15 protein-coding genes are annotated in these 17,022 nt (G+C 68.9%); 12 read left to right on the top strand and 3 right to left on the bottom strand.

All coding sequences use genetic code 11. The features are described 5' to 3' along the window. Positions 1-39: 39 nt before the first annotated feature. The 12 genes from J2Y49_RS14890 to J2Y49_RS14835 all read left to right on the top strand — a co-directional run bounded on the left by J2Y49_RS14890 (position 40) and on the right by J2Y49_RS14835 (position 14,063). Positions 40-1,122 (top strand): ABC transporter substrate-binding protein, encoded by a 1,083-nt coding sequence (locus J2Y49_RS14890; protein ID WP_310115635.1) that lies wholly within the window; start codon positions 40-42, stop codon positions 1,120-1,122. A 118-nt stretch (positions 1,123-1,240) separates the two neighbouring features. Next, positions 1,241-2,356: an ABC transporter ATP-binding protein gene (locus J2Y49_RS14885; RefSeq protein WP_310115634.1), complete on the top strand. Its 1,116-nt coding sequence runs from the start codon at positions 1,241-1,243 to the stop codon at positions 2,354-2,356. A 1-nt stretch (position 2,357) separates the two neighbouring features. After that, the gene (locus J2Y49_RS14880; RefSeq protein ID WP_310115633.1) at positions 2,358-4,145 is read left to right on the top strand and encodes an ABC transporter permease subunit; all 1,788 of its coding nucleotides are present in this window, start codon (positions 2,358-2,360) and stop codon (positions 4,143-4,145) included. Between the two features lie 50 nt (positions 4,146-4,195). Beyond that, positions 4,196-5,128 carry a dihydrodipicolinate synthase family protein gene (locus J2Y49_RS14875; RefSeq protein ID WP_310115631.1) on the top strand — a complete coding sequence of 311 codons (933 nt, stop codon included), beginning with the start codon at positions 4,196-4,198 and terminating at the stop codon, positions 5,126-5,128. Between the two features lie 108 nt (positions 5,129-5,236). After that, positions 5,237-6,115, top strand: a complete 879-nt coding sequence (locus tag J2Y49_RS14870) for an IclR family transcriptional regulator C-terminal domain-containing protein (protein WP_310115630.1) — start codon at positions 5,237-5,239, stop codon at positions 6,113-6,115. A gap of 29 nt (positions 6,116-6,144) precedes the next feature. Beyond that, positions 6,145-7,299, top strand: coding sequence for an alpha-hydroxy acid oxidase (locus J2Y49_RS14865; RefSeq protein ID WP_310115629.1), 1,155 nt, complete (start codon positions 6,145-6,147; stop codon positions 7,297-7,299). Between the two features lie 158 nt (positions 7,300-7,457). Further along, positions 7,458-8,249 (top strand): SDR family NAD(P)-dependent oxidoreductase, encoded by a 792-nt coding sequence (locus tag J2Y49_RS14860; RefSeq protein WP_310115628.1) that lies wholly within the window; start codon positions 7,458-7,460, stop codon positions 8,247-8,249. Positions 8,250-8,545: 296 nt separating this feature from the next. Next, positions 8,546-11,041 (top strand): TonB-dependent receptor, encoded by a 2,496-nt coding sequence (locus J2Y49_RS14855; RefSeq protein ID WP_310115627.1) that lies wholly within the window; start codon positions 8,546-8,548, stop codon positions 11,039-11,041. Between the two features lie 31 nt (positions 11,042-11,072). Further along, positions 11,073-11,801, top strand: coding sequence for a cobalt ABC transporter substrate-binding protein (locus tag J2Y49_RS14850; RefSeq protein ID WP_310115626.1), 729 nt, complete (start codon positions 11,073-11,075; stop codon positions 11,799-11,801). Beyond that, on the top strand, positions 11,798-12,079 hold the full coding sequence (locus J2Y49_RS14845) for a DUF3649 domain-containing protein (protein WP_310115625.1): 282 nt from the start codon (positions 11,798-11,800) through the stop codon (positions 12,077-12,079). Before J2Y49_RS14850 ends, J2Y49_RS14845 begins: the two co-directional genes overlap by 4 nt. A gap of 14 nt (positions 12,080-12,093) precedes the next feature. Then, positions 12,094-13,734 (top strand): PepSY-associated TM helix domain-containing protein, encoded by a 1,641-nt coding sequence (locus tag J2Y49_RS14840; RefSeq protein ID WP_310115624.1) that lies wholly within the window; start codon positions 12,094-12,096, stop codon positions 13,732-13,734. After that, complete coding sequence (locus J2Y49_RS14835; protein WP_310115623.1) at positions 13,734-14,063, top strand: DUF3325 family protein; 330 nt, start codon at positions 13,734-13,736, stop codon at positions 14,061-14,063. Before J2Y49_RS14840 ends, J2Y49_RS14835 begins: the two co-directional genes overlap by 1 nt. On the opposite strand, the gene J2Y49_RS14830 is transcribed toward J2Y49_RS14835, so the two are convergent. The 3 genes from J2Y49_RS14830 to J2Y49_RS14820 are packed head-to-tail and all read right to left on the bottom strand — an operon-like array spanning position 14,021 to position 16,829. Beyond that, positions 14,021-14,821, bottom strand: a complete 801-nt coding sequence (locus J2Y49_RS14830) for an ABC transporter permease (protein WP_310115622.1) — start codon at positions 14,819-14,821, stop codon at positions 14,021-14,023. The two genes, J2Y49_RS14835 and J2Y49_RS14830, sit on opposite strands and share 43 nt — an antisense overlap. Further along, positions 14,818-15,756, bottom strand: a complete 939-nt coding sequence (locus J2Y49_RS14825; protein WP_310115621.1) for an ABC transporter permease — start codon at positions 15,754-15,756, stop codon at positions 14,818-14,820. Before J2Y49_RS14825 ends, J2Y49_RS14830 begins: the two co-directional genes overlap by 4 nt. Further along, a complete protein-coding gene (locus J2Y49_RS14820; protein WP_310115620.1) occupies positions 15,753-16,829 on the bottom strand; it encodes an ABC transporter ATP-binding protein in 1,077 nt (358 codons plus the stop codon). The genes J2Y49_RS14825 and J2Y49_RS14820 overlap by 4 nt, the downstream gene beginning before the upstream one ends. Positions 16,830-17,022 lie beyond the last annotated feature (193 nt).

Below are 17,022 nucleotides of genomic sequence, written 5' to 3'. Positions count from 1 at the left end.
CTTCTTCCGCCGTTCCGGCCCACCAAGAGGAGTTCCGACATGAGCATCCGCCAATCCGGTTGGTCCCGCCGCACCCTGCTGAAAGCCGGCGCCGTCGGCGCTTCCGCCCTTGCCATGCCGGCGATCTGGAGCCCGGCGCGCGCACAGAACAAGCGGATCGTCGTGCGCGACGACGGCGGCATCTACACCAAGGCCTATGGCGAGGTGTTCTACAAGCCCTTCACCGCGGCAACCGGTATCGAGGTGATCGGCGTCCAGGCGAATGCGGAGCCGACCGCGCAGATCCGCTCGATGGTGGAAGCCAAGTCCTACACCTGGGACATGGCGAAGATCAGCCAGCCGGCCATCCTGATGCTGACCGGCGGCGACAAGCCGCTGCTGGAGAAGCACGGGCTGGAGGCCGACCCGGCCGTCGCCTCGATCCCCAAGCAGTACATGTCGGAATACGGCGTCGGCACCAACGTCTACACCACGGTGCTGGCCTACCGCACTGACGCCTTCAAGGGCCGCAAGGCGCCGGCCTCCTGGAAGGACTTCTACGACGTCGCCAACTTCCCCGGCCGCCGCGCCCTGCGCAAGCATCCGTTCGACACCATCGAGCAGGCGCTGATGGCCGACGGCGTGCCGACGGGCGAGGTCTATCCCTGCGACCTCGACCGCGCCTTCAAGGCGCTGGACCGCATCAAGAAGGACGTCTCCGTCTTCTGGACCAGCGGCGCGCAGGTCGAACAGATGCTGCTGTCCGGTGAAGTCGACATGGTCCCGACCTGGGTGTCGCGTCCGCAGGCGGCCATCGCCGCCGGTGCGCCGGTCGGCATCGTCTGGGATCAGAACATCTGGGGCCTCGACAGCTGGGCGATCCTGGCCGGCACCCCCAATGCCGACGCCTGCCGCCAGTTCATCAAGTTCGCCTCCGACCCCAAGCGGCAGGCCGAGCTGGTGAAGTATTTCCCGGCCGGCGTCACCCAGCCCGACGCCTTCAAGCACATCGACGCCAAGATCGCCGCCGATTGCCCGACCTTCCCGGCCAACATCGAGCGCGGCGTGCAGATCAACGCCGACTACTGGCTGAAGAACCAGCAGAAGGGGCTGGAGCGCTACAACGCCTGGCTGCTGAGCTGAGGCGCGGCGGGGGGGGGGGGGCGCCCCCGGGCGGGCCCCCCCCCCCCCCCCCCCCCCCCCCCCCCCCCCGCCGTCCACACTCCCCCTTCGGCCCCACCCCCTTCGCGAGGAGGCGCGCATGTCTTCTTCCAGCCTTTCCGTCCAGGGCCTTGCCAAGCGCTACGGCGACTTCGTGGCGCTCGCCCCGACGGATCTCATCGTCGCCGACGGCGAATTCCTGACGCTGCTCGGCCCGTCCGGCTCCGGCAAGACGACGCTGCTCAGCCTGCTGGCCGGGCTGGTGCCGCCCGACGAGGGAAGCGTGCGCATCGGGTCGCAGGACGTCACCTACGCCCCGCCCTATGAGCGGGACATCGGCGTGGTGTTCCAGAACTACGCGCTGTTCCCCCACATGACGGTGGAGGAAAACATCGCCTTCCCGCTGAAGATGCGGAAGGTGGCGGCGGCCGAGGCCAAGCGGCGGGCGCGCGAGGCGCTGGAGATGGTGCATCTGCCGCACATCGCCGGCCGCTACCCGCGCGAGCTGTCGGGCGGCCAGCAGCAGCGCGTCGCACTCGCCCGCTGCATGGTCTACAAACCCTCGATCATCCTGATGGACGAGCCGCTGGGCGCGCTCGACAAGAAGCTGCGCGAGCATATGCAGCTGGAGATCAAGCGCCTGCACCGCGAGTTGGGAACGACGGTCGTCTACGTCACCCACGACCAGGAAGAGGCGATGACGATGTCCGACCGCATCTGCCTGATGAATGCCGGGCGGATCGAACAGCTGGGCACGCCGGCCGACCTGTATTTCCGTCCCCGCTCGCTGTTCGTCGCCGATTTCCTGGGCGAATCCAACATCCTGCCCGCTGCGCTCCGCAACCGCAGCGGCGACGAGGTCGAGGTCGGGCTGGGCAGGATGGGCGTTTCCGGCCGGGCGCTGGCCAACGGCAACGACCTGCCGCCGGGTGCCGAGGTGCGCGTCATGGTGCGGCCGCAGAACCTGACGGTCGTGCGCAACGCCGGAAACGCTCCCGACAGCCTGCAGGGGCGGGTGTCGGAGGTGATGGTCACCGGCAGCCTGACCAAGGTCTACATGCAGCCGCTCGACCGCGACCTGCCGCCGCTGGTCGCCGCCTTCCCCACCCGCAACGAGGCCGACGCGGTGCGCATCGATGACGTGCTGACGCTGTCCTGGAGCGGCCGCGACGCCGTGGTGATCGCCGAAGCGGCCCGTGCGGCCGGGACGGCGTGAGATGAGCGGACAGTCCATGACCATGACCCAAGCCGCAGGCGCCAAACGCCATTCGCCCCCTCCCGCCTGGCGCAAGCCGGTCCTGATGGGCGCCCCACTCGTCCTGCTGCTCGTCGCCTTCCTGGTCTTCCCGGTCGGGCAGCTGCTGGCGCTCAGCGTCTACAACGGGCAGGGCTTCACGCTGGCGCCCTATGCGCAGCTGTTCGCCTCCAGCCTCTACGTCACCGTCCTGTGGATCACGCTGAAGATCTCGCTGGCGACGACGCTGGTCTCCGTGGTGGCCGCCTATCCCATCGCCTACCTGATCTCCATCGCCAAGGGACCGGCGAAGAGCCGGCTGATCTTCTGGGTGCTGCTGTCCTTCTGGACCAGCTTCCTGGTGCGCGCCTTCGCCTGGGTCGTCATCCTCGGCCGCAACGGCGTGATCAACAGCACGCTGATGTCGCTGGGCATCATCGACACCCCGGCCGACCTGCTCTACGGCTTCGGCGCCGTGCTGGTCGGCATGGTGCACGCCATGCTGCCGCTGGCGGTGATGACCATGCTGGCGGTGATGGAGAACATCGACCGCACCCTGCCGCGCGCCGCCGGCACGCTGGGCGCCCGTCCCGGCACGGCCTTCTGGACCGTCTATTTCCCGCTGTCGCTGCCGGGCGTGGCCGCGTCGGCGATCATGGTCTTCGTGTCGGCCATCGGCTTCTTCATCGTGCCCGCCCTTCTGGGCGGCCGGAAGGAAACCATGATCACCCAGCTGATCATCGATCAGGTGCAGCAGACGCTGAACTGGGGTCTGGCCGGTGCCATCTCGGTCCTGCTGCTGACGGTCGTGCTGGTGGTCTTCGTGCTGTACGACCGCGTCTTCGGCTTCGCGTCGCTGACCGGTGAGAGCGCCGTGGTGCGCAACCGCGACACCGCCATGCGGCGGCTGGGCGGGCGCGTGCTGGGGGCGCTGGGGTCGGCCAGCGACGCGCTGATCGGCCTGATGCCGCGCCGCCACCCGATCCGCGGCCGGTCCGAGCGTCCGCTGGCGCTGACCGCCTTCGTCTGGCTGCTGCTGGTGCTGATCAGCCTGCCCGCCTTCCTGATGATCCCGCTGTCCTTCGGCAAGGGCGGACTCGCCTGGCCGCCGTCGGGCTTCACGCTGCAATGGTACCAACAGCTGCTGGACTCGCCGATCTGGATGCAGGCGCTGTGGCGCTCCATCGTCGTGGCCTTCGGCACCGGCCTGCTGTCGATGGCGATCGGCGTTCCCGCCGCCTTCCTGATGGTGCGCGGCCAGATGCGGGGCAAGGGCGCCATGCTGGCCTTCATCCTGTCGCCCATCGTCGTGCCGCGCATGATCATCGCCGTCGGCATGTTCTATGTCTTCGCCCAGATGGGTCTGGTCGGCACCGTCCTGGGGCTGGTCATCGGCCACACGGTAGTCGCCGTGCCCTATGTGGTGATGACGATGATGGCGGTGCTGCGCAACTACGACACCCGGCTCGACCTTGCGGCGCAGAGCCTGGGCGCCCGGCCGCTGGCGGCGCTGCGGCACGTCACCTTCCCGATCCTGGGGGCCGGCATGCTGTCGTCCTTCCTGTTCGCCTTCGCAACCTCCTTCGACGAGCTGACCATCTCCCTGTTCTCCTCGGGCGGGCTGAGCGCCACGCTGCCCAAGCAGTTCTGGGACGAGGTGACGCTGCAGGTCTCCCCCGTCATCGCGGCGGTGTCGACCGGGCTGCTGCTGTTCGTCGCGACCCTGATCTATGTCGCGGACCGGCTGCGGCGGCGCAGCCTCGCCAGTTGAGCCCGGTTCCCGAACCGCCTTTCACCACCCGCTTCTTCCAAGGACAAGACATGCTTGACGCCACGAAGCTTCGCGGCATTCTGCCCGCCACTCCGACCCCGGTGACAGCCGACGGCACCATCGACGTGGCGGCCTCCCAGGCGCTGTTCTCCTGGCTGTTCCGCCAGGGGATCGACGGGCTGGTCCCGCTCGGCGGCACCGGCGAATACGGCGCGCTGGCCAAGGACCAGCGCATCCGCTTCGCCGAGCTGTCGGTGGAGGCGATGGCTGGCGCTGGCGAGAAGCGCGGCCCGGTGATCGCCGGCGTGCTCGACACCGGCTATTACGACGCGCTGTCCGCTGGCCGCGATTTCGCGGCGGCGGGCGTGGACGGGCTGCTGGTGCTGACGCCCTACTACACCAACCCGACGCAGGCCGGCATCCGCGATTACTTCCTGCGCTACGCCGACGAATCGCCGGTGCCGATCCTGATCTACGAGATCCCCTACCGCACCCGCATCGCCATCGATCCGGAGATCCTGCACGAGCTGTCGCGGCACGAGCGGATCGTCGGCATGAAGGCCTGCAACACCGACATGTATCATTTCCTGCGCACGGTGGCGGGGGTCGACCCGTCCTTCGCGGTGCTGAGCGGCGAGGACACGCTGTTCCCGCTGCAGGTCGCGGCGGGCGCCAAGGGCGGCATCGTCGTGACGGCCAACCTGCTGCCGCGGGCGTGGCGGCTGATCCACGACCTCGCCTCCACCGGCAAGCTGGACAAGGCGCTGGAGATCCACCGCACGCTGATCCCGATGATGAACCTCGCCTTCGCCGAGACCAATCCCGGCCCGATGAAGTCGGTGATGGACCTGATCGGCGTGGACGCCCCGGCGATGCTGGCGCCGCTGCGCGAGCCGGCCGAGCCGCTGAAGCGGTCGCTGCGGCGCGAGCTGTCGCGCCTGCTCGTCACTTACGAGGGAATGCCGGCCGCCCAGCCGGTATGATGGGTTGCATCGCGCGGCGCGTGGCATTCGGTCCGCCGGATGCTATGCGTTGGCGCGGAGGCGCCGGGTGATGGCCCGGCCGGACGAAGAAGCCTTGGGGGATTGCCGATGACGCGGACAGCAGGACGGACGCCGAAGGCGGAAGGGGCCGTGACGGAAACAGGCACGAGTGCAACGGAGGCGGATTCGGACACGAAGAAGGCCGACCCGCGCGAGTCCTCGCTGTTCGTCGGCTCGACCGAGAAGACCTTCCAGATCCTCCACGCCTTCGACGGGCCGCACCGGCAGATGCCGCTGTCGGAGATCGCCAAGGCCGCCAACCTGGACCGCAGCGCCGCCCAGCGGCTGGTCTACACGCTGGAAGTGCTGGGCTATCTGCGCCGTGTCCACGGCACGCGCAACTATGCGCTGACACCGAAGCTGCTGCAGTTCTCCTACAACTACCTGCGCGCCAACGAGTTGATCGAGAAGGCCTTTCCCTATCTTCTCGACATCAGCCGCAGCGTCGGCGAGACCACCAACCTGCAGGAACTGGACGGCGCCGAGATCGTCTTCGTCGCCCGCTTCCCCGGCAAGCATCTGGTCAACATCGAGTTCATGGTCGGCAGCCGCCTGCCCGCCTATTACACGGCGTCCGGCACCGCCATCCTGTCGCGTCTGTCGGAGGAGGAACGGGAGGACATCCTGGCCCGCACCGACCTGCGCCCGCTGACCCCCTTCACCGTCTGCGATCCCGACCGGCTGCGCGCCCGCGTGCGCGAGGCCGGCGAGAAGGGCTATGCACTGCTGGTCAACGAGACGGTGATGGGCGACATCTCCGTCGGCGCCGCCATCACCGACGAGCATGGCCGCGCGGTGGCCGGCCTCAGCATCTCCGTCCCCGCCACGCGCTGGACGCCGGAGCAGGTCGAACAGGAACTCGCCCGCCATGTGCAGGTGGCCGCGGCCTCCATCTCCGTCCACAAATTCGGCAGCTATTCCCGATAGCGCCCCACCCCGCGGGAGGCGGTGACCCCATGGCGGCCCATAAGGCATGCCTGAACATCGACGAGTTGCGCCAGCGCGCCCGCCGCTTCCTGCCGCGCGGCCTGTTCGAATACATCGACCGCGGCACCGAGGATGAATCGGCCTTGCGCCGGCTGCGCGACAGCTTCGAGCAGGCCGAGCTGACACCGCGGGTGCTGGTCGATTGCGGCGAGCGCCACACCGGCGTGACGCTGTTCGGCCGCGAGCGCCCGCTGCCCTTCGTCATCGCGCCCACCGCCGCCGCCGGTCTGGTCCGCTATGACGGCGAGGTGCTGCTGGCACGGGCCGCCCGCGCGGCCGGCATTCCCTTCTGCGTCTCGACCCAGTCGATCACCAGCATCGAAGCGATTGCCGAGGCCGGGGCCGAGCTTTGGTTCCAGCTCTATGTCTGGCGCGACCGCAGCCTGACCCATGCCCTGCTGGACCGGGTCGCCGCCTGCGGCGTGGACACACTGATCCTGACGGTGGACACCGCCGTTTCACCGAAACGCGAGTATAACCGACACAACGGCTTCAATGTGCCGGTCACGCCGTCCCTGCGCGGCGCCCTTGACGTGGCGCGCCATCCGGCCTGGGCGGGCGGCGTGCTGCTGCGCCTGCTGGCCGACGGCGGCTGGCCGGGATATGCGCATTATCCGCCGCAGTTCCGCACCCGCATCACCGACGCCGCCGCGCACGATCCGATCCGGCTGTGCGACCGGGTCAGCTGGGACGATGTGGCGGAGCTGCGCCGCCGCTGGCCGGGGCGGATCATCCTCAAGGGCCTGCTGGCGCCGGGGGATGCGCTGCGCGCCTTGGAGGCCGGGGTCGAGGCCGTAGTGGCGTCGAACCATGGCGGACGCAACCTGGACTGCGCGCCCTCGCCGCTTGCGGTGTTGCCGCGGATCATGGACGCGGTCGGCGGCCGGATGACGGTGCTGGCCGACAGCGGCGTGCGGCGCGGCAGCGACGCCGCGAAACTCCTGGCGGCCGGCGCCGCGGCGGTGCTGCTCGGCCGGGCACCGCTGTTCGGACTCGCGGCAGGTGGACAGCCCGGGGCGGAACATGCGCTGACGATCCTGCAGGACGAACTCTCCCGCACCATGGCCCTGCTGGGCTGCCGGACGGTCGCGGAGTTGCGGGGACTCCCCTCTCCTCCCCGCTAATGCGCAAACTTCGTTTGCGCTGACGCGACAGGCGGACCATAGGTCCGCCGAAAGCGGGCGAAGGGGGATATTCCCAAGCTGTGATATTGTGTGTATCTGCCTGGGTCCGCTGCCGCGGCGGGCCAGAGTTTCCATCCGTCATGAGGAAAGATCGCACAATGTCGAACATCGCCCCGAAGACCGCCACCAACCCGAAGACGGCGATGGTCACCGGCGCCACGTCGGGATTCGGCGATGCCATCGCCCGGCGGCTGGTGGTGGAAGGCTGGCGGATCGTCGCCACCGGCCGGCGGCAGGATCGGCTGGACGCCCTGGTGGAGGCGCTGGGCGGACCGGCGGTCGTGCATCCGCTCTGCTTCGATATCCGGGACGAGGCGGCGACGCGCACCGCCCTGGAGTCCCTGCCGGCGACGTTCGCCGACATCTCGGTGCTGGTCAACAATGCCGGGCTGGCGCTGGGCACCGGTGCCGCGCAGGATTGCGACCTGGACCAGTGGCGCACGATGATCGACACCAACGTCACCGGGCTGGTGACCATCACCCGGCTGCTGCTGGACCGGCTGATCGCGCAGCGTGGGCTGATCGTCAACCTCGCCTCCGTCGCCTCCAGCTGGCCCTATCCCGGCGGCAACGTCTATGGCGGCACCAAGGCCTTCGTGAAGCAGTTCTCGCTCGGCCTGCGCTGCGACCTGTCGGCCCAGGGCGTGCGCGTCACCTCCATCGAGCCGGGCCTGTCGGAAAGCGAATTCACGCTGGTGCGCACCGGCGGCGACAAGGCGGCCTACGACGCGCTATATGCCGGGGCCAACCCGTTGCAGCCCGAGGACATCGCCGAGACGGTGCGCTGGGTGGTGTCGCTGCCGCCCCACGTCAACATCAACAGTGTGGAGATCATGCCGGTCAGCCAATCCTGGTCGCCCTTCAAGATCCACCGCGAAACGCCGGCCTGACGCGCACCCCGCCGCCTGTTCGCCGATTGAGACGAGCGCCGCAGGATTTGGGACCGGCGGCGCTCGTCTTTTTAGGTCCGCAGGTTCCGCTCACGGCATTTGCGGAAAAAATCCAACGAAGCCAGACACCTGTTGCGCCCGGCAAGAATCGGTGTTTATAGTGCGAACGATTCGCATTATCGATGCGAGTAATACGCATTCGCTAATTTAGCATCGACATCCGGACCGGCGTGGGGGGAACCGTGCCGGTCGCCGCTGTCGTGCTGAAGGCATCGTTTGGCAGGGGAGCCGACAGCATGAAACGAGTTCGCGGCAAGGCCGCCGTCCGCCACACCGCCCATCCGTGTGGCGACCGTTCAGCCGCGCCTGATACCCGCAAATCCGGCCTGCGTCCCGCCGCCGTCGCGGCCGGGCTGGCCGCTGCGGTCCTGGCGGGCGGTGCGTTCCTCGCGCCCGCGGCCCATGCCCAGGCGACGGCGGCCACCGTCAACGCCGACATTCCCGCCGGCCCGCTGGGCGAGGCGCTGAGCCGCTTCGCCGCGCAGGCGGGCGTCACGGTCCAGGCGGACCCGGCGGCGATCCGGGGCAAGAGCTCGCCCGGCCTGAAGGGCGCAACCACGGTGGAAGACGGCTTCCGCCGGCTGCTGGCGGGCAGTGGCTATGGGATCGCCCGCGTGGGATCGGGTTATGCCTTGGTCGCGCAGAGCGCGGCTGCTCCGGCGACCACCCCGACAGCGTCCTCGGACGGCACGACCCTGCCGGCCCTGCAGGTGACGGCCAACGGGATGATGCCCGGCGGATTGGCGCAGCCCTATGCCGGCGGGCAGGTGGCGCGCGGCGGATCGGTGGGCCTGCTGGGCAGCCGCGACGTCATGGACACGCCGTTCAGCACGGTCAACTACACCTCTGAACTGATCGAAAACCAGCAGGCGCGCACCGCGGCCGACACGCTGATCAACGACGCCTCCGTCCGGCTCACCACCGGCAGCAACGGCTTCGACGACACCTTCCAGATCCGCGGCTATGCGGTGGGAGCCGGCGATGTCGGATTCAACGGCATGTTCGGGCTGGTGTCGTCCAACCGCGTGCCGGCGCAGATCGTCGAGCGGATCGAGCTGCTGAAGGGTCCGGGCGCACTGGTAAACGGCATCGCCCCCGGCGGCAGCACCGGCGGCGGCATCAACATCCTGGCCAAGCGCGCCGGCGACGAGCCGCTCACCCGCGTCACCACCACCTACACCAGCGACGCCAATCTCGCCGCGCATGTGGATGTCGGCCGCCGGTTCGGCGAGAACAGGGAATGGGGCGTCCGCTTCAACGGCCTGATGCGCAACGGCGAGGCGTCGGTCGACGGCGGCAACCTGCGCTCGGGCCTGGGCGCCCTGGCGGTCGATTACCGCGGTGAGCGGCTGCGCTGGTCGATGGACGCCATCACCCAGCGCGACGACACCGACAATTTCCGTCCGCAGATCAGCATCCTTCCCACCACCACCGCCATCCCCTCCCCGCCCGACGCGCGCAGCAACTGGTATCCCGGCACCGTGCTGGTGCAGAAGGACGTCACCGTCGCCTCGAACATCGAGGTGGACGTGACCGACAGCCTGACCGCCTATGCCGGCATCGGCTACCGCAAGGGCGAGAACGACCAGACCTTCCCCAGTTCGACCACCGCGGTGAACGCGCTGGGCAACTTCACGGTCCGCAACGCCTATTACGATTCCTACTCCCGCACGGTCAGCGGCACCGCGGGCGTCCGCTGGCGCTTCGAGACCGGTCCGGTCCATCACTCGCTGAATGTCGGCTACAGCGGCTTCAAGCGCGACGAGGGCAACGCCTACATCCAGTCGGCCGGTTCCGCCCTGTCGAACATCTACAACCCGGTGCCGCTGCCGGCCGTCACCGCCGCCCGCACCTCGGCGCGCAAGTCGGCGGAAACCTCGCTGACCAGCTTCGCCGTGGCCGACACCCTGTCGGTGCTGGACGACCGGGTGATGCTGACGCTGGGCGCCCGCCGCCAGAAGGTGCATGTCGACAGCTTCAGCACCGCGACCGGCCTGCAGACCGGCACCTACGATGCCAGCGCGACCTCGCCGCTGGCCGGCTTGGTGGTCAAGCCGCTGTCCAACGTCTCGCTCTACGCCAACTATGCAGAGGGGCTGACGCGCGGCACCGTGGTCGGCGCCGGCTATGCCAACACCGGCGCGGTGCTGGCCCCCTACAAGTCCAAGCAGTATGAGGCCGGGGTCAAGGTCGATTGGGGTTCGGTCACCACCACGGCGGCGGTGTTCCAGCTGACCCGGCCGAACTCGATCCGCAACGCCGCCAACGAGCTTGCCTATGACGGCGAGCAGCGCAACCGCGGCCTGGAGCTGTCGGTCTATGGCGAAATCCTGCCCGGCCTGCGCGGCATGGCCAGCGCCTCCTTCATGGACCCGCAGCTGACGCGCACCGCCAACGCCGCGGTGCAGGGCAACGACGCCGCCGGCGTGCCGGACAAGACCTTCTCGGCCGGGCTGGATTGGGAAACGCCGTGGGTGCAGGGCCTCGCCCTCAACGGGCGGGTGATCTACACCTCCGGCTCCTACCTGACCGACGCCAACACCCAGCGCTTCGACGGCTGGACCCGCTTCGACATCGGCGCGCGCTATGCCACCACCATCGTCGGCACGCCGGTCACCTTCCGCGCCAATGTCGAAAACCTGTTCGACAAGGACTACTGGCTGACCACCGGCACCTACGTGACCGTCGGGGCGCCGCGCACGGTGCTGCTGTCCGCCTCCGCCGATTTCTGATCCTCCTCTCCCCGATCTAGTTGGATTAGCCATGAACAGACTGTCCATCGCCATCGTCGCCCTGCTGGGGCTCGCGGTGCCCGCCAACGCCCACCAGATCTGGATCGAGCAGCCCGACGGCCAGAACGCGGTGATCCGCTTCGGCGAGTTCGGCGAGAACCTGCGCGAGGCGTCGCCCGGCCTGCTCGACAAGTTCGTCAAGCCGGCCGGCACGCTGGTCTCCGCCAAGGGCGAACGGGCGTCGGAAGCGGCCAAGACCGCCACCGGCTTCACCCTGCCCTTCAAGGCCGGCGAGGGCGAGAGCATCGTCGCCGACGACCCGCTCTATCCGCTCTATCCCGGCAAGGAGAATGGGAAGGAGACCGCCAACTGGTATCACCCGTCGGCGCGCCTGATCACCGGCTTCACGGAACAGAAGCCGAAGCTGGCCCTGGACCTGGTGCCCGCTGGCCAGCCCGGCAGCTTCAAGCTGTTCTTCAAGGGCCAGCCCAAGGCGAAGACCAAGGTGTCGCTGGTGACCCAGTCCGGCTGGGCCAAGGAGGGCTACACCGACGAGCAGGGTCTCGTCAGCTTCGACCTGCCGTGGAAGGGCACCTATGTGGCGGAGGTCAGCCTCACCGACCCCACCCCCGGCGAGCGTCCGGGCACCAGCGGCACCGAGCGCTACGACGCCGTGAGCTACGCCACCACCGTGACCTACGTCCATGGCGACGGCCTGGCGCCGCTTCCCGCCGGTCCGGCGGCAGCGCCGCACCAATGACCCCGCTGGTCGACCGCGCCCGCCGCGTCGGGCCGCTCTGCTCGCGCATCGTCGCCGCGCTGTTCGGCGGCTATGCGCTGGCGGCGCTCGGCAGCGTGGCGGCGTTGGCATTGCCGATGAGCAAGCCGCAGGCGGTGCTCACCGGCATGCTGGCGAGCTTCGCCATCTATGCCGGCGCGGTGGTCTGGGTCTTCGCGGCGCGCAGCGCGCCGCGGGCCTGGGCCGGGCTGCTGGTGGCGGCGGTGCCGCTGGCAGCGGCGGCGTGGTCGGTCTGGTGAGGGGGAGAGGGCTCGTGAAGACGGATAAAGCGCAGCATCCCGCCGGCCGCGGCATCCGCCAGAGCATGTCGGGCCTGCACATCTGGGCCGGCCTGCTGATGGGCTGGATCCTCTACGCCATGTTCCTGACCGGGACGGTGTCCTACTTCAAGGACGAGCTGTCGCAATGGATGCGGCCGGAACTGGCGCATCAGGCAGAGCTGCCCGATCCGGCCCTGGTGGCCCAGCGCATCGCCGACGAGCTGGTCGCCAGCGTGCCCGGCAGCCCGCAATGGAGCATGCGCCTGCCGGACGCGCGCACCAACAGCGTCTACGCCTTCTGGCGCACGGCGCCGGGGGGAGCGGGCGCGGAGGGGGGCCGGCGCGCCTTCGGGGAGGCGAATTTCGATCCCGCCACCGGCGGCAAGGTCACCGCGCGCGACACGCTGGGCGGCGACTTCTTCTACCGCTTCCATTTCCAGTTCCACTACATGCCGGCGCTGTGGGGACGCTGGATCGCCGGGGCGGCGGCGATGTTCATGCTGGTCGCGATCGTCAGCGGCGTCATCACCCACAAGAAGATCTTCGTCGATTTCTTCACCTTCCGCGGCGGCAAGGGGCAGCGGTCGTGGCTCGACGCGCACAACGCGCTGTCGGTGTTCGGCCTGCCCTTCCATTTCATGATCACCTACACCGGGCTGGTCACGCTGATGGCGCTCTACATGCCCTGGGGCGAGCAGATGGCGATCAAAACGCAGGCCGAGCGCCAGCAGATGACCGCAGAACTGAACGCCTTCATCCAGCCCGGCAAGCCCAGCGGACAGGCGGTGCCGCTCGCCCCCGTCGCGGAGATGGTGCGCCACGCGCAGGAGCGCTGGGGCCATGACACTATCGGCCGGGTCACCGCCACCAATCCCGGCGATGCCACCGCCCGCGTGGCGGTGGCGCGCGGCGAATCCGGCCGCGTCTCCATGAGCCCGCAATACATGCTGTTCGAGGGCACGACCGGCCGGCTGCTGGAAGTCCGCGAGGGCGTCGGTTCGGCGGCCGAAACGCGCGGCGTGCTCTATGCCCTGCATCTGGGACGGTTCAGCGACGGCGTGACGCGCTGGCTCTATTTCCTCGTCAGCCTGATGGGCACGGCAATGGTCGGCACCGGGCTGGTGATGTGGACGGTGAAGCGCCGGCAGAAGCTGGCCGATCCCGAACGGCCCCATATCGGCTTCCGCATCGTGGAACCGCTGAACATCGCCGGCATCGCCGGGCTGTCGGTCGCCATGACGGCCTATCTGTGGGGCAACCGCCTGCTGCCGGCGGGCATGGCGGAGCGCGCGGCCTGGGAGATCCACCTGTTCTTCGCGGTCTGGGCGCTTACGCTGGGCCATGCCGTGCTGCGTCCGGCCAAGGCGGCCTGGATCGAGCAATTGTGGGCGGCGGCGGCGCTGCTGGCCCTGCTGCCGGTGCTGAACGCCGTCACGACCGACCGGCCGCTGTGGCACAGCCTGAGTCAGGGCGATTGGGTGTTCATCGGCACGGATTTGATGTGCTGGGCGCTGGCAGCGCTCCACGCCGTGCTGGCGGTCCGCACCGCCCGCCACCAGCCGAAGCTGCGGGCGGCAGGCGCGACGGGGCGGGTCGGCGTCATCGGCGGCGCGCTGGAGGAGGGGCGGTCATGATGCATTTGCTGTCTTTCACCCTGAGCCTCGCCGGCTTCGCGGCGCTGGCCCTGGCGATGGAGCGCCAGCAGCACGACCTGTTCGGGCGCCGGCTCCCACCCGCGGTCACGCGCGCCCTGCGCGTGACGGGAACCAGCGCCCTGCTGCTGGCGCTGGGGGTGCTGGTGAACTGGCAGGGCTGGGGGCTCGGCCTCGTCATGCTCAGCGGCCACACCAGCCTCGCCGCGGGCGTCGTGTTCTGCACGATCATCCGCCTCACCGGTGGCGGCGCGCCACCGCGGGCGGCTCAGTCGCGGCCCTTGCCGACCAAGAGCCGTTCCAGCCCATAGACGCGGTCGAGCACCAGCATGGCGGCGACCGTCAGGAAGATCAGCACCGCCGACACCGCGGCGACCAGCGGATCGATGTTGTCCTGGATGTAGAGGAACAGGCGCACCGGTAGGGTCGTGGTCTCCGGCGAGGCGATGAAGACGGTCATCGTCACCTCGTCGAAGCTGTTGATGAAGGCCAGCACCCAGCCGCTGGCGACACCCGGCAGGATCAGCGGCAGCGTCACCCGGCGGAAGCAGGTCCAGGAGGAGGCGCCGAGCGACGATGCCGCATTCTCCACCGCCCGGTCCATGCCGGTGGACGCCGCCAGGATCAGGCGCAGCGCGAAGGGCAGGATGATGATGACGTGGCTCAGCACCAGCCCGAGGAAGGTGCCGCCCAGCCCGATCATCGTGAAGAAGCGCAGGAAGGCGATGCCGAGAACGATGTGCGGCACCATCAGCGGCGACAGGAACAGCGCCTGGATCGCCTCGCGCCCGAAGAACTGGTGGCGGGCGATGGCGAGCGCGGCCGGCACCGCCACCAGGATCGCCAGGGTGGAGGACACCGCCCCCAGCAGCAGGCTGTCCTTGAAGGCGCGGATGAATTCCGGATTGTCGCCGATGGCTCGGAACCAGCGCAGCGACAGCCCCTCGGTCGGCAGCGACAGATAGCCCTGCGAAGTGAAGGCCACCGCGCAGACGATCAGGATCGGCGCCAGCAGGAAGCCCAGGAACAGGACGTGGAAGATCAGCGCGATCGGACCGTTGCGGTTCATTCGAACACCTGTTTGTAGCGACGTTCGACCAGCCGGTTGCAGCCGACGATGATGACGATGTTGGCGATCAGCAGCAGCACCGCCACCGTGGCGCCCAACGGCCAGTTCAGCGTGTTCAGGAACTCGTCATAGGCGAGCGTCGCCGCCACCTTCAGCCGCCGCCCGCCGATGATCGCCGGGGTGGCGAAGGCGCTGGCCGCCAGCGCGAAGACGATGATCGACCCCGACAGGATGCCCGGCACGATCTGCGGCAGCACCACCCGGCGCATCACCGTCAGCGGCCCGGCGCCCAGCGACAGCGCCGCGTTCTCCACCTGCGGGTCGAGCCGCTGGAGAGAGGCCCAGACCGACAGCACCATGAAGGGCACCAGCACATGGGTCAGCGCGATGATGACGCCGGTCTCGGTGTACATGAACTCGATCGGCGTCGCGATCAGCCCCAGTGCCATCAGCCCCTGGTTGACCAGACCCGTCGAGCCGAACAGCAGCGCCCAGCCCAACGTGCGCGACACCACCGAGATCAGCAGCGGCCCCAGCACGATCAGCAGGCACAGGCCCCGCCAGGGCGATTTCATCCGGCGCAGGATGTAGGCCTCCGGCGCGCCGAACACCGCGCAGAGGATCGTCACCGCCGCGGCGATGCGGAAGGTGCGCAGGAACACCTCGTGGAAATAGCTGTCGGCGATGATGTCGGCATAGTTGCCGAGCTGCCAGACATTCTCGATGCCGCCGTAGAAGCTGAAGCTGTTCAGCGACAGCAGGAAGGTCATCACCAGCGGCACCAGCAGCAGCACCGCGAACAATGCCAGGCCGGGGGCGCTCAGCAGATAGGGCGCCCAGGGGAAGCTGCGCGGACGGCGCGGCGGGGGCGCGTGGGTCGAGGGGTTTGCGGCGGACGTCTGGATCTGGGTATCGGTGGAGGCCGCCATGCTCATGCCGCCTCCCGGGAGAGAGAGGTCGTCTCCGGATCGGCCGGCATCACCGCCATGTCCTGCGGCCGCCAGCCGATCATCACCCGCTCGCGCTCCGCCGGCAGGGGAGACCCGTCATGCTGGCGGATCACCATCACACGGCCGGCGGCGGTCTCGATCTCGAACAGCCATTGCGTGCCCTGGAAGACGCGGGCCAGCACGGTACCGCTGAGGCCGCCGTCTTCGACGAAGCCGATCTTCTCCGGCCGCACGGCCAGTGCTCCCGGTCCCGCGGGAACCGGTTGCGACACCGGCCAGACGGAATCCGCCACGGTGATGACGGTGCTTCCCCCCGCCCCGCTGCCGACCATGCCCGGCAGCAGGTTGGTGCGGCCGAGGAAGTTGGCGACGAAGGCGTTGGCCGGGCGGTCATAGGCCTCCTGCGGGGAGGCGACCTGCTGGACGCGGCCCTTGTTCATCACCACGACACGGTCGGACAGGGCCATCGCCTCCGACTGGTCGTGGGTGACGAGGATCATGGTGGTGCCGACGGTGCGCTGGATGCGGCGCAACTCGATCTGCATCTCCTCGCGCATCTTGGCGTCCAGGTTCGACAGCGGTTCGTCGAGAAGCAGGAGGCTCGGCTTGATGACCAGGGCGCGCGCCAGCGCCACGCGCTGCTGCTGGCCGCCGGACATGCGGCGGGGGTGGCGGTCGCCATACTGCTCCAGCCCGACCAGCTTCAGCGCGTCGGCGACCATGCGGTCGCGGTCGGCGCGGTTGATCTTGCGCATCTCCAGCCCGAAGGCGACGTTTTCCGCCGCGGTCATGTGGGGGAACAGGGCGTAGCTCTGGAAGACGATGCCCAGCCCTCGCTCGTTCGGCTTCTTCGCCAGCAGGTCCTGGCCGTCCAGCATCACGCGGCCGCCATCGGCGTCGAGGAAGCCGGCGATCATCTGCAAGGTGGTGGTCTTGCCGCAGCCCGACGGCCCCAGCAGCGAAATCAGCTCGCCCTTCTCGACGGTCAGCGAGACGTGATCGACCGCCGTCCAGTTTCCGAAGCGCTTGGTCAGTTGGTCGAGAACCAGATAAGTCATGCCGTCGTCTCCCTCTCCCTTCGCCCTTGAAGCATCCACACCATAGCGCTTGCGAATGGCTGCAACCGTCGTGGGCGGATAGTCCTTCTCCTCCCTGCGGGAGAAGGGTTGGGTGAGGGGTGCAGCCGGCCGAAGGCCGGAGGGAATCCAGATTTGCTACCCCTCACCCCAACCCCTCTCCCGCATGGGGAGA

The sequence above is a fragment of the Azospirillum sp. BE72 genome (assembly GCF_031455875.1).
GTDB lineage: Bacteria > Pseudomonadota > Alphaproteobacteria > Azospirillales > Azospirillaceae > Azospirillum.
This window is presented reverse-complemented; position numbering and strand designations above follow the sequence as displayed.